The sequence below is a fragment of the Nereida sp. MMG025 genome (assembly GCF_021654165.1).
Classification (GTDB): domain Bacteria; phylum Pseudomonadota; class Alphaproteobacteria; order Rhodobacterales; family Rhodobacteraceae; genus Nereida.
The window spans coordinates 1,096,665-1,109,340 of sequence record NZ_JAKFZN010000001.1; the positions used below are offsets into that span (position 1 = coordinate 1,096,665).

Genomic DNA, 12,676 nt, shown 5'->3' on the forward strand with positions numbered 1-12,676 from the left:
TGATGATTCAGCCGCACCCTAGCCCAGTCGGAAAGCGGGTTAAATCAGACTTTGCCTTCGAAATCGCGATGGATCAGCTTTGCATCGCAATACGGACATTCAACAAAGCCTGTGTCGGTCGGGATCTGCAGCCAGACACGCGGATGGCCAAGCGCCCCTTCGCCACCGTCACAAGCCACGCGATATTGGTCAACAATACGGGTTTCGGGGGCTTCAGTTGCCATAGGTATTCGTCCTTGCTTGCCGCGGGCATCGCCCCGCTTTAGATCAGCCGCTAAGATAGCCATTCCACGCGCAGGAGCAAGGGACGACATGACACAAGCCGCAATCGAAATCACAGGGCTTCGCAAGACGTATTCCGGCGGTCATGAGGCGCTCAAGGGCGTGGACCTGACCATTCCGCGCGGATCAATCTTCGGACTGCTCGGGCCCAACGGTGCGGGCAAGTCGACCTTGATCAACATCCTTGCGGGATTGGTTGTCAAAACATCGGGCAACGTCAAAATCTGGGGCTTTGATCAGGATCTCAACCCGCGCCAGTCGCGCGCATCCATCGGCGTGATGCCACAAGAACTCAACCTCGATCCCTTCTTTACCGCACGCGGGGCCCTTGATGTGCAAGCAGGCCTGTACGGCGTGCCCAAGTCAGAGCGCCGCACAGATCAAATCCTCGATATCATCGGGCTAAGCGATAAGGCGGATGCCTATGCGCGGTCACTGTCTGGCGGCATGCGACGGCGCCTACTGTTGGGCAAAGCATTGGTCCACACGCCACATGTGCTGGTACTGGACGAGCCGACCGCAGGCGTGGATATCGAATTGCGCAACATGCTATGGGACAATGTCCGCAAGCTAAACGCCCAAGGCATGACAATTATCCTCACCACCCATTATCTTGAAGAAGCCGAACAGATGTGCGACGAAATCGCCATCATCAACCACGGTGAAAAAGTAGCTCAGGACAGCACCGCGAACCTGCTTGGCCAGATTGATGCAAAAACGATGGTCATCACACCCTCCGACGCCGCGCAGGGGACGATCGCTTTGCCCCAAGGTGTCGAACTGACCCGCCGCGAAACAGGCACACTCGCCTTTGCCTACGACCGCAAACGCACCAAGGCCGAAGATATCCTCTCAGCCGTGCATAAGGCAGGCATTTCGATTGAAGATGTCAAAACGGAAGAAGCCGATCTGGAAGACGTGTTTTTAACCCTCACCAAAACCTGAGCCTTCATTGTTGCCTCAAATACCTCGGGGGTGAATTGAGCTTTGCTCAAGAGGGGGCTGGCCCCCTTTGCCCGCCCGCCGCAGGCGCAGCGCTAATTTAGCTGGCAGGCTGCAACATCCGACCCAATCGACGACCCGCTACAATATGCACATGCAAATGTGGCACTTCCTGAACACCATCCTCACCCGCATTCGACAACAAACGATAGCCATTTCCCCCTTCACCCGGCTGCACTCCAAGCTGTGCGCAGACCTTGCCAATCGTTCGGGTGAAGTCGGCTATCTCGGCATCTGACGCTTCAAGGGCAAAGTGATCAAAACACACATATGGCCCCTTTGGAATAACCAGCACATGATGGGGCGCTTGCGGATATAGATCTGCAAATGCCAGCGCATGGTCGGTTTCCATTACCGTATTATTGGGGATTTCACCGCGCAGGATTTTGGCAAAAATATTCTGGTCGTCATAGGCATAAGCCATGGGCGTGCTCATCTTTCATCAGTCTACAAATAGATATTCCATCGCCGCAATATCGCGCGCTTTTTCCACGGAGATGTCAAGAAATTCCGAAAGCGGCTCTGCGTTCTCCTCGGGCGAGACGCGTTCACGCAAGCGGTAGTGATTGGGAAAATCATTGTCGCGAATACGATCACTCTCAAACGTCACGTCATATCGAATTGTGGGCAGCAATGACTTGATCGTCTCCTCGGGTGTATCCTCCCCCGCCAGTCCGACCCGTGTGGCATGCCCAATGAGATAGGCATCCGAGAATTCACATTCGATCTCCAACAGTTTTGTTTTGGAGCGGTCGGAATAAAAATCCTGCAACAAATCGATATTGGCGGTATCAAGACAAATGATCATGCGGTCCGTTTCATGGTAATCAAACAGCATGCGCATCAAAGCACGGCGGTGACGTGTCCGCTTGCCAAGCGTGCTTTGTATGCCCCCCAAATCAGGAAGCTCGGTATTCTCCTCAGAAAACAGATATTCAATCGCAGGAACATTGGTCTCTTGGCGTATGCGGTGCAAAAGCCGCTTGGCCACATGCCATTTCTTGCATGCAATGATCATCAATTCACGGTCCCGTCCAAGGGTGCTTTCCGTCTCCCAGAACCGCGGCGCAAACCGCCGTCCGATACGTCCCCGTCCAGATAGAAACTTGAACAAACTGCGCCCCTCGCCCGAAATCTGGAATTCGGCACTCTCATTGGCATAGACCTCGCCCAACCGCTTCTTAAGGTCCTTCGCTTCAGGGCTGATCTTACGGGCAAACAGGAAGTCCTGACTGAGCAAAAGATCATAGTGGTCGTTGTAAAAAGTCACAGGCATTCCGTAGTCGGTGAACATCAGAAACGTCAGCGTCCGACATTCAATTTCATCCTCTGGCACAACATGACGGACCAACGTCTGAAAAAAGGTCTCGTCAGGGATCCAGGTCGTGGAAAAGAATCGCATCACGTCTTTACGTTCACGCGTGAAATCCAAAATCCATTCGATCGTCCTGCGCCGCAGACACCACCACTGCGACCCGATCTGCACCTGAATGTCGCTCGGCACTTCACGCGTCAGCCCAAATTTTTCTTGCAACGCAAAGCTGCCGTAAAATAGTTTTTTCTGAGTGCGTTCATTGAAATAGTGTCGGTAAATCAGCCGTTCTTCTTTCCAGCCCGTCTTGATCCAGTCGCTTTCGAAATAGTCAAAAGACTCGATGTAATCTTTGTCATGCGTATCAAGAAATTCATGGATGTATTTGGCGGATTTGATCACCATGCAATCGCCGGACACCATGTAGAAATGCGTGGCACGGGGAAAGGCGTTCACTGCCGCTTCAATCGCATAAAGCGTGGCCTGGACCAACGACCATTCCCCCCACCCGCAGCGGATGCGTTTTCGGGCAAATGTCACATTGGGATTGTCTGCCAAAGCCGCTGTGATTTTGGCAAAATGCTCGCGTTTGGCACTCGCATCAAAATGAATCGCGATATAGTCGCCAACGGCCGTTAATTGCTTGGCCTGCGCGATAATCGCGTCAGGATCTTTGTGACACAACAGAATGAAGGCGATTTTTGCCATATTCGAACCAATAATCCTCAAATTAGATGGATTGCTTAGCCTAGATAACGTGAACAGACATTGAATAAACAGGGTTTCTTTGCTTTTTTGTGCGCAAAGATGGTGTTACGCAAACGTAAGCACCCTAAAGAGGTAGTAGTATTATGGGCTTTCCAGGAACTTGGATGACCGAAAGCGAAAGCGTTGTGTATCGTGTGGTGCCCAAATGCGCGTGCTCTTCGATCGGCCAGATCATGTTTTATTCCGATCACGGCGAATTTTTCGACGGTGACATCCACGACAGCAAAGACCGCCTGCACAAATGGTCTCAGGATGTCAGCCAACCTCTGATCGAGCAAAACGTAAAAAATCATGCCAGCTATGCGTTCACCTGTGTGCGCAATCCTTACACCCGCATCTTGTCTTCGTTTTTCGATAAGATCTGCGGCATTCAGCGCAACGGAAAACGGTATCGCGGCAACCTCGTTCCCTTGCTGATCCAAAAATATGGTATCGAAGTTGGCAGTCCCGAGGATGGATTTGAATTTGACCAGATCAAATCGTTCCGCCGCTTTTTGCTATTTGCACGCGATACAATCCGCTGGAAACGCCCTATGGATCCGGACATTCATTGGTCGGCCATGTCGGGTCACGTGTCCACTTTCATCGTCAATGGCGGCACGTACGATAACATCTTTTTTACTGAAAAATTCAATGAAGGCATGCAATCGGTTTTGGATGCGATCGATACCAAACACCCGTTAGACCTCGCAAAAATCCCACGCTTCAACGAATCCGAAGGCCACGGACCGAAGCGCGCACATCCTGTCGAAGACTATTTCGACGATCTTTCGATGCATCTGGTCTATGAAATCTACAAACGCGATTTCAATTTGTTCAAATATGATTTTGAAAACCCTGGTAACAAAATGCCATTGGGAGAGATCGATTTGGACGAAGTGCACGCAAAACTCGGGGAATAGCGCCTGCGGCGGGCGAGCGCAGGGGGCCAGCCCCCTCTTGAGCAAAGCTCAATTCACCCCCGAGGTATTTGTAACAACAATGAAACAGGAAAGATTTTCTTAACTTTGTTGGTCTACTGAAAGAGGGCGGTACAGGCTGAGGAGCCGATGGCCGCCAACGATGAAGGCGCGGCCCTGCAACGTGCTGTCGGGTCGCGTCTACTTCATTGTTGTGAAAAATACCTCGGGGTTTGGGGCAGCGCCCCAAGCAAAATATGTCGGGCGGCTTTAGCCGCTCCTTTTTATAACAATCCCTTTGCGCGAAATAGCGCGCTGAGGTCCGTTTCTGGGCGTGCGCCCATATGGCTGATAATCTCACCAGCCGCTACGCACCCCATGGCCCCGCTGGTCTTCAGATCCCGCCCCGTTGCTTGGCCAAAAAGAAAGCCTGCGGCAAAAAGGTCCCCTGCGCCTGTTGCATCTACTGGAACGACACGGTCGACATCCACATGAACTTGCTCACCGTTTTGAGCCAAAGTGACGCCGTCACCAGACTGTGTGCACACCACCAAAGGACAAATCTTGGCAATTTTATCAATTGCCTCGTTGAGCTCCGACGTCTGGGCGAGGGATAACATCTCGGCTTTGTTGCCGATGACATAATCCAGCTCGTGTTCAATCAGGGTCAGAAAGTCGGCACGGTGACGTTCGACACAAAAAGGATCGGAGATGGCGATACCAGCACGGCCGCCAGCGGCGCGACACGCCCGCGCGGTGCGTCCGAACGCTTCCTTGCCTTTGTCTTTGTCAAAGAGGTAGCCTTCCAAAAAGACGATTTCCGATTGGGCGCAAATCTCTTCGCTTACATCATTCGGGCCCAACTCCGCCGAAATTCCCAAGTATGTGTTCATCGACCGCTCGCCATCAGGGCTGACAAAGATCATAGACCGTGACGTCGGAAGCTCGCCTCCAGCGACAGGCGGGTTGATGAAATCTGTTCCATCCCGTTCCATCGCATCGGCGTAAAACCTGCCCAAGGCATCGTCATGCACACGTCCGATGAAGCCTGTTTTCAAACCCAGATTGCCAAGCCCCGCCAGCGTATTGGCAACCGAGCCACCAGGTGCCTGCACCCGTGTCTGCATTGCAGCATATAAAACCTCGGCGCGCTCTTTTTCGACCAGCTGCATGATACCCTTTTCGATCCCCATGTGGTCGAGAAAGCTGTCATCTGATTGGCTCAGAACATCCACAATCGCATTTCCAATGCCGACGACTTTATAGGTTTTACTCACAGGTTTTTCTCCTCAAAGGCACAAAGATCGCGGATCAGGCATGCTCGACACATTGGTTTACGCGCTTTACAAACATAGCGACCGTGCAAAATCAGCCAGTGATGCGCATGATGTTGAAAATCGGCGGGAACGTGGTCTTCAATCGCACGTTCGATCGCCACAACGTCTTTGCCAACAGCAAGTCCGGTGCGGTTCCCGATACGCAAAATATGGGTATCCACCGCCTGGGTGGGCATGCCCCACCACATATTCAGAACCACATTAGCCGTCTTGCGCCCAACACCGGGCAGACTTTCCAAAGCGGCACGCGAATTGGGGACTTCGCCGTTAAAGTCCTCAACAAGGATACGGCTCAGCTTAATGACATTTTTGGCTTTGTTGCGAAACAGGCCGATCGTTTTGATGTGTTCGATCAGTTTTTCTTCACCAAGGTCGAGCATTTTCTGGGGCGTGTCCGCAACTTTGAAAAGCGCGGCCGTCGCCTTGTTCACACCAACATCTGTGGCTTGCGCAGACAGTGCCACAGCAACCACAAGGGTATAGGCATTGGTATGATCCAACTCGCCTTTGGGTTCGGGATCGGCGGCCTGAAAGCGCGAGAACACCTCGCGCATGGTGTGATAATCAAGTTGCTTAACCATGATGCAAGCCTATGCCTGACGCCATCCACGCGGGCAAGGCCACGGATCATTAAAAATGGACAGAAGTCGGCGATAGGCGTTCAGAAATCATTAGGGGTTTTGCGCGATGACCTACACCCATGGATGGAACGGAATTTTTCAATTTGCCCGATGCGATGGGCGGTCTTGGGCCTGGCTCATATGTCATGACCACGCAGGGCGAATTACCTGTTGAGTGGCTTGAGGTGGGCGACCGGCTGATCACCCGCGATCATGGGGCACAACCTATTCAGTGGATTGGCCGTTTACGCGCAGACAACCAGCTAGGGGTGGACCTGCCAAACCCAGTAAAGCTTCCTGTTCCAAACGATGGCACATCGCGGCAAACCGATCCGCTTTATCTGTCACCGGGGCACCGTGTTTTGCTGCAATCGCCATTGGTGGCCAAACACTTTGGTACCACCGAAGCGATGTGCCGTATCGTCGATGTCTCCCGGCGCAATCGGGTCAGGTTCCAATCCGTTAGCACACGGCTGATATATCACCACCTGTTGTTACCTGTTGCATCCCTTATTCTGGTCAACGGGCTATGGGTCGAAACCATCAATGCCACTGATTGTGAACGCCTTGATATTCCTGCCGTGTTACGTGCGCAGGCCACCCAAACCCGTGCTCCCCGTATGGTGCTCTGTCCTTGGGAAGCCCGCCTGATCCGGGTTTTGGCAGCACCCGAGGTTAATATTCGCGACTTGTTGCAGGCAGCTTAAACCGCAAGATGCGGGTCGCTTGGCAGCGATCACGCAGGTAAGGTGAGCAAGACTTCCAAAGGATGCCGCACCCGTGCCCAATGACCAAATCCCCACTGACACAAATCGCAGCTATCATTACCAAGTGATGCGACGGGCGATTGATTTGATCGACCAAAATAGCGATCAGCCGCTTGCCCTTGAAGAGCTTGCGGCGCAAATGGGATTAAGCCCTGCACATTTCCAGCGGACATTCAGCCAATGGGCAGGCGTTTCACCAAAGCGGTTTCAACAATACCTCACGCTTGGACATGCAAAATCATTGCTGTCGGAACGCTTTACGACCCTTGAGACAGCATCATCCGTCGGATTGTCAGGCACCAGCCGTTTGCATGACTTATTCTTGCGGTGGGAAGCCATGAGCCCGGGGGACTATGCACGCAAAGGGGCTGGCTTGATCATACGTTGGGGATGGTTTGACGGCCCCTTTGGCCCCACCCTTGCGATGGGGACAGATCGGGGGCTGTGCGGCTTGGCGTTTCAAGGCGACAACAGCGCAGCGGATGCCTTTGATGACATGGCGCGCCGCTGGCCCGAAGCCCAGTATTTGAAAGACGCGGCGACTATCGCGCCTTGGGTGGACGCAGCTTTGGGTCGATCTGGTGAAACCCGCCTGCATCTCATGGGCGCTCCGTTCCAGATTAAAGTATGGGAGGCCCTTCTGAGCATTCCAGAAGGGCGTGTCACCACATACGGCGAAATCGCACAGTCTATCGGAAGCCCAAAGGCCGTGCGGGCCGTTGGCACCGCCGTTGGCCGCAACCCCATAGGTTGGTTAATCCCCTGCCACCGCGCCTTGCGCAAAACCGGCGGCTTGGGCGGCTACCACTGGGGTCTGCATGTCAAACGCGCCATGCTGGCCTATGAAACAGCGCAGTATGAAACCAACAGCTGATGCGCCGGTTTTCGCCTGCAGGCAAAGGAATACGCCGCTGATATTGGATAACACAGCCGCTTCACCCATATGTTGCACAGGACAAAACCAATAAACCACGAGGCAGACATGATCCTGAACCGCACTCTTATTCTTAGCAGCATCGCTGCGCTTTCCCTTAGCGCGTGTAGCGAGTTGACCATCACAGACCCTGATGATCCAAACCGCCGTACCAAAGACGGCGCCATCATCGGTGGGCTGGCCGGCGTTGCAGCTGGCTTGGCCAATGGTGACACCTCAAGCCAGCGCCGCGAACAGGCCGTAATCGGTGGCCTGCTTGGGGCAGGTGCAGGTGCACTGGTCGGCAACCAACTGGACAAGCAGGCTGCAGAACTTGAACAGGACTTCTCGAACGGTGACATCCGCATCGTCAACACGGGCTCTGAACTGATTGTAACGATGCCTCAGGACATCCTTTTTGCTGTGGACAGCGCCGCGGTCCGACCTGATTTGCAGAACGATCTGCGCGCATTGGCCAACAACCTGCGGCGCTACCCTGACAGCACGATCGATGTTCTGGGCCACACCGATGACACAGGCGATGCGGGCTATAACCAGAACCTGTCGACCCGACGCGCCCAAGCCGTCGCCGATGTGCTGATCAACGCGGGTGTCGAAAGTTTCCGCCTGCGCTCTATCGGGCGCGGCGAAAGCGTGCCAATCGCAACCAACCTCAGCCCTGAAGGCCGCGCAAAAAACCGTCGCGTCGAATTCATCATTCGCCCCAACTAAGGCGCAGGTCCGCGCCTGAAAAACCAGTGGCGCCCCGCTTTGTTTGGTCATATTCTTTGACCAATAAGGGGGGCGCCATGACTTTTGATCGTATCCAAGCCGAAAAATTATCCAGCGCCGTCGTACGTCAGATCGAGCTTTTGATCCTGCGCGGTGTTCTGCGCCCGGGCGAGCGTCTGCCATCCGAGCGCGAGCTTTCGGATCAGCTTGGAGTATCGCGGCCGTCTTTGCGCGAAGCCATCTCAGAGCTGCAAGTCAAAGGGCTGCTGGACACCCGCGCAGGGGCTGGCGTTTATGTGGCCGACGTTTTGGGATCTGCTTTCAACGAAAGCCTTGTGCAACTCTTTGCAACCCACGAAGAGGCGGTTTTTGACTACATCGCCTTTCGCCGCGACATGGAGGGTCTGGCCGCTGCACGCGCCTGCACCCACGGCTCAGATACCGATCTTCGGATTGTTGATACGATCTTCAAAAAGATGGAAGCCGCCCATACCAAACGCAATCCTGCGGATGAGGCCGCACTTGATGCCGATTTCCACATGGCAATCATCGAGGCCAGTCACAACATCATCATGTTGCATATGATGCGGTCGATGTTCGATCTGCTGAAAGAAGGCGTGTTCTACAACCGCTCGGTCATGTTCAAACAGCGCACACGCCGCGATACATTGTTGGACCAGCATCGCGCAATCAACGACGCGCTTCAGGCGCGCAACCCTGAGGCCGCACGAAAAGCGGTCAATGATCATCTGTCCTATGTCGAAGGCTCTCTGGCCAGCCAACACAAAAGCGAAGCGCATGAACAGATTGCGCTCAAACGTCTGACCCAGGAAGAAACCCGAACATAATAAAACCCCCGCACCAATGCAGATGCGGGGGTTAAATGTGTTAGGGCTTGTGCAAGCTTAGTGAAGCTTGGCAGCAACCTCTGCGATACCATCGTCAATCGACTTATTTGCGCTTGCGGCAGTGGATTGCTTGGCAATCACATCCGTGGCGGCACCAATCGCAACTGCAATCGCGCTGTCACGCACTTCCTTGACTGCAGCGTTTTGCGCCGACGCGATTTGATCTTCCGCAGCCGCCAGACGACGGGTGATCGACGTTTTCAAATCGGCCTTCGCCTGAACAGCAGCAGCTTCGGCATCTTCTTTGGCTTTTGCCACGATACGGTCAGCCTGTTCCTGCACTTCTTTCTGCTTACGCTCAAAAGACGCCAGAAGCGTTTGTGCTTCTTCACGCAGGGCTTTTGCTTCATTCAGTTCCGATTGGATATCGGTGGCGCGTTTGTCCAGCATCCCCATCAACATGCCGGGCACATTGAAGAAAAACAGAATACCGATAAAGGTGATGAAGCCGACCAGAACAATAAAGTCCGTGTTGGTCAGCGAAAAGAACGGACCTTTTGCTGCCAGCGCAGGTGTCGCCATCAGCGCGAATGTAGGGGCGAGTAAATATTTCATGTCTTACCCTTTCATCCGTGCGTTGATCGCAGCTGTCACTGATTTGGCATCTGCTTTGCCACCCAAGGCCGCGACCAATTCCTTGGCTGTGTCTTTGGCGACTTGCTTGATGCTGTCGGTGGCCCCTGCACGAATTTCCGTGATGGCGGCTTCCGATTCAGCAGCCTTGGCCGCAATTTCCGCATCCGCTTTGGCGATGGCTTTGTCCAAATCCTTTTGGATCTCAGCGCGTGTTTCGGCAGAGATTTTCTGGGCTTCGGCGCGTGCATCGGCCAGCGCTTGGTTATACGCCTGTTCGGCCTCGACAGCTTTCTGTTTCAGGTCTTCCGCCGCGGCAAGATCGTTGGTGATCGCGCCAGAGCGTTCGGCCAGAACAGCACTGATGCGTGGAATAACCACGCGGCTGAGGATGAAGTAAATGACAATAAGTGCCACGACCAACCAGAAGATCTGGTTTGGAAAGGTCGAGAACTCAAGCTGCGGCATGCCCGCAGATTCAGCGCCTTTTGTTTCCGTTGCCATGTTGGCCTCCTTGAACCTTGGTTTGATGCCGACCCGCCCTATGGGGCAGATCGGCTTCAAGAAACGGTGGGTTCAAAGATTAGACAGCGAACATCAGCAGCAGAGCAACGAGGAACGAGAAGATCCCCAGAGCTTCCGCAAACGCGATGCCGATGAACAATGTCGCTGTTTGACCAGCAGCAGCCGATGGGTTGCGCAGTGCGCCGGCCAAGAAGTTACCAGCCACGTGGCCCACACCGATAGCAGCGGCACCCGAACCGATGGCTGCCAGGCCTGCGCCGATGAATTGACCCATTTGTGCGATATCGCCTTCCATATCCGTCTCTCCTTAGGTTGGAATTTGCAATTAGTGATTAGTGGTGAGGATGAAGCGCGTCTTTCAAATAGACGCACGTCAGAATTGTGAACACATAGGCTTGGATGGCCGATACCAGCACCTCAAGGGCGTAGATGGCGACAACACCAAGCACGGGGAACACGGCAAACACGCCGAGTGCACCCGCAAAACCTGCGAACACTTTAAGAACCGCGTGACCCGCCATGACGTTACCAGCCAAACGAATGGAGTGGCTGACGGGACGCACGAAATACGAAATAACTTCGATCAGGGCCAGGACAGGGCGCAGCGGCAGAGGTGCCGAGCTGACCCAGAACAAGCTCAGGAAGCCTGCGCCGTTTTTGACGAAACCGACGATGGTCACGGTCAGGAACACTGCCATCGCCAGCACGGCCGTTACCGCGATTTGCGCAGTTGGTGTAAAAGCAGTCGGGATCAGGCCGAGGAAGTTGGTGAACAAGATGAACAGGAACACTGTGAAGATATAGGGAAAGAACACCAACGCGTCTTTGCCAGCGACGTCTTCGACCATCTTGTGAACGAAGCCATAGATCATTTCAGCAATCGACTGAACGCGACTTGGGATGATTGCACGGCCACGCGTGCCCAAAACCATCAATGCGAAAATCGCTGCGATGCACAAGAACGTCCAAATGGTCGAGTTTGTGATCGTGAACAGACCAATCTCGCCACCGCCGAACTGGGGCTTGATCTCAAACTGGTCCATCGGGTGAATTTGCAGACCGGGGTCTTGCGTTCCGACCAGACCAATCACAAACAAAATCGCCGCAATCGCAAAAAGCGCGATACCAATACCTTTGGTGCTACCTGTTTGTTTCGTCTCAGCCATCTATAAGCCCTCTTTATCGTTTGCAGCCTGCGCCGCTTCGTTTTCTGCCTGCACTTCCTTTGCGGTGCGCAGCATCACATTGACGCCAGCCGCGAAGCCCAGAAATATAAATATGACAAGGAAAATCGGAAGTGTTCCGAACAGCCAGTCAAGGCCGTATCCTATGCCAAACCCGATCAACAGACCGGAAACCAATTCGATCACCATTCGCCATGCAAGCTGCGCCCCCGAATAATGCTCGTCGATCCGAGGTTCTGGCTTTTGCGTTTCTTTCAGCGCATCGATACGCGCATCCAGTTCCGCGAGCCGGTCTTTTTCAGGCTGTTGCGCCATCAAAATTACCTCGGTCAAGTTGCGGCAGTGGTATGTCGAAGCCCCATCAGAGTCAACGCAGCGCAGAAATCCGTCAAAACGTTGTTTTAAAACATTTTTTGGGACCGATAATTGTGCAAGACAGCCTGTCGCAGGCGTTCCCATATTCAACCAATTGGTTGACCATTGCCATTTTTGGGCGCAATCACAGCTGATGGACACTCTGGACACCACATTTGCCGCGCTCGCTGACCCCACCCGCCGCGCCATCCTTTCGATGCTGCTAGAGGACGATATGGCTGTCACAGATGTGGCAGAGCCGTTCGAGATGTCTTTGGCCGCGGTCAGCAAACATCTGATGATCTTGCAAAAGGCCGGTCTGATCAGTCAGGAAAAACGTGGACGCGTGAAATGGTGCAAACTGGAACCCGACGCGATGAAAGACGCAAGCGTCTGGATGCAAAGTTTTGGCCAGTTTGAAGCCATCAATCTGGATGCGTTTGAAGCGTTTTTATCCGCCGAACTATCAAGCGAGGGGTGACGACCCGCACACCTTTCCC

17 protein-coding genes are annotated in these 12,676 nt (G+C 53.8%); 7 read left to right on the forward strand and 10 right to left on the reverse strand.

Annotated elements, in window-relative coordinates; translation table 11 throughout:
* Positions 1–44: 44 nt before the first annotated feature.
* Complete coding sequence (locus L1065_RS05420) at positions 45–224, reverse strand: zinc-finger domain-containing protein (protein WP_237094412.1); 180 nt, start codon at positions 222–224, stop codon at positions 45–47.
* A gap of 88 nt (positions 225–312) precedes the next feature.
* Between L1065_RS05420 and L1065_RS05425 the strand changes: the two genes are divergently transcribed.
* The gene (locus tag L1065_RS05425) at positions 313–1,227 is read left to right on the forward strand and encodes an ABC transporter ATP-binding protein (protein WP_237094413.1); all 915 of its coding nucleotides are present in this window, start codon (positions 313–315) and stop codon (positions 1,225–1,227) included.
* Positions 1,228–1,324: 97 nt separating this feature from the next.
* On the opposite strand, the gene L1065_RS05430 is transcribed toward L1065_RS05425, so the two are convergent.
* Positions 1,325–1,708 carry an HIT domain-containing protein gene (locus tag L1065_RS05430; protein WP_237094551.1) on the reverse strand — a complete coding sequence of 128 codons (384 nt, stop codon included), beginning with the start codon at positions 1,706–1,708 and terminating at the stop codon, positions 1,325–1,327.
* A gap of 18 nt (positions 1,709–1,726) precedes the next feature.
* Positions 1,727–3,304, reverse strand: coding sequence for a DUF5928 domain-containing protein (locus tag L1065_RS05435; RefSeq protein WP_237094414.1), 1,578 nt, complete (start codon positions 3,302–3,304; stop codon positions 1,727–1,729).
* A 143-nt stretch (positions 3,305–3,447) separates the two neighbouring features.
* On the opposite strand from L1065_RS05435, the gene L1065_RS05440 reads away from it, so the two are divergent.
* Positions 3,448–4,266 (forward strand): sulfotransferase family protein, encoded by an 819-nt coding sequence (locus tag L1065_RS05440; protein ID WP_237094415.1) that lies wholly within the window; start codon positions 3,448–3,450, stop codon positions 4,264–4,266.
* 281 nt (positions 4,267–4,547) lie between these two features.
* On the opposite strand, the gene L1065_RS05445 is transcribed toward L1065_RS05440, so the two are convergent.
* Together L1065_RS05445 and nth are read right to left on the reverse strand one after the other, a co-directional pair.
* On the reverse strand, positions 4,548–5,540 hold the full coding sequence (locus L1065_RS05445) for a PfkB family carbohydrate kinase (protein ID WP_237094416.1): 993 nt from the start codon (positions 5,538–5,540) through the stop codon (positions 4,548–4,550).
* A complete protein-coding gene (nth, locus tag L1065_RS05450; protein WP_237094417.1) occupies positions 5,537–6,181 on the reverse strand; it encodes an endonuclease III in 645 nt (214 codons plus the stop codon). Before nth ends, L1065_RS05445 begins: the two co-directional genes overlap by 4 nt.
* Before the next feature lie 119 nt (positions 6,182–6,300).
* Here nth and L1065_RS05455 point away from each other — a divergent pair, with 119 nt between their 5' ends.
* The 4 genes from L1065_RS05455 to L1065_RS05470 all read left to right on the forward strand — a co-directional run bounded on the left by L1065_RS05455 (position 6,301) and on the right by L1065_RS05470 (position 9,480).
* On the forward strand, positions 6,301–6,927 hold the full coding sequence (locus L1065_RS05455; RefSeq protein ID WP_237094418.1) for a Hint domain-containing protein: 627 nt from the start codon (positions 6,301–6,303) through the stop codon (positions 6,925–6,927).
* Positions 6,928–7,054: 127 nt separating this feature from the next.
* Positions 7,055–7,861, forward strand: coding sequence for a bifunctional helix-turn-helix domain-containing protein/methylated-DNA--[protein]-cysteine S-methyltransferase (locus L1065_RS05460; RefSeq protein WP_237094552.1), 807 nt, complete (start codon positions 7,055–7,057; stop codon positions 7,859–7,861).
* Between the two features lie 108 nt (positions 7,862–7,969).
* Positions 7,970–8,632 carry an OmpA family protein gene (locus L1065_RS05465; protein ID WP_237094419.1) on the forward strand — a complete coding sequence of 221 codons (663 nt, stop codon included), beginning with the start codon at positions 7,970–7,972 and terminating at the stop codon, positions 8,630–8,632.
* Positions 8,633–8,709: 77 nt separating this feature from the next.
* Positions 8,710–9,480 carry a FadR/GntR family transcriptional regulator gene (locus tag L1065_RS05470; RefSeq protein ID WP_237094420.1) on the forward strand — a complete coding sequence of 257 codons (771 nt, stop codon included), beginning with the start codon at positions 8,710–8,712 and terminating at the stop codon, positions 9,478–9,480.
* A 57-nt stretch (positions 9,481–9,537) separates the two neighbouring features.
* On the opposite strand, the gene L1065_RS05475 is transcribed toward L1065_RS05470, so the two are convergent.
* From L1065_RS05475 to L1065_RS05495, 5 genes are all read right to left on the reverse strand, one after another.
* Positions 9,538–10,095: a F0F1 ATP synthase subunit B gene (locus L1065_RS05475; protein ID WP_237094421.1), complete on the reverse strand. Its 558-nt coding sequence runs from the start codon at positions 10,093–10,095 to the stop codon at positions 9,538–9,540.
* Between the two features lie 3 nt (positions 10,096–10,098).
* On the reverse strand, positions 10,099–10,617 hold the full coding sequence (locus L1065_RS05480) for a F0F1 ATP synthase subunit B' (RefSeq protein WP_237094422.1): 519 nt from the start codon (positions 10,615–10,617) through the stop codon (positions 10,099–10,101).
* A 79-nt stretch (positions 10,618–10,696) separates the two neighbouring features.
* Positions 10,697–10,933, reverse strand: coding sequence for a F0F1 ATP synthase subunit C (locus L1065_RS05485; RefSeq protein ID WP_048599181.1), 237 nt, complete (start codon positions 10,931–10,933; stop codon positions 10,697–10,699).
* Between the two features lie 37 nt (positions 10,934–10,970).
* Complete coding sequence (locus tag L1065_RS05490; protein ID WP_239029951.1) at positions 10,971–11,804, reverse strand: F0F1 ATP synthase subunit A; 834 nt, start codon at positions 11,802–11,804, stop codon at positions 10,971–10,973.
* Complete coding sequence (locus tag L1065_RS05495) at positions 11,805–12,137, reverse strand: AtpZ/AtpI family protein (protein WP_237094554.1); 333 nt, start codon at positions 12,135–12,137, stop codon at positions 11,805–11,807.
* A 190-nt stretch (positions 12,138–12,327) separates the two neighbouring features.
* Here L1065_RS05495 and L1065_RS05500 point away from each other — a divergent pair, with 190 nt between their 5' ends.
* Positions 12,328–12,657 (forward strand): metalloregulator ArsR/SmtB family transcription factor, encoded by a 330-nt coding sequence (locus tag L1065_RS05500; RefSeq protein WP_237094555.1) that lies wholly within the window; start codon positions 12,328–12,330, stop codon positions 12,655–12,657.
* Positions 12,658–12,676 lie beyond the last annotated feature (19 nt).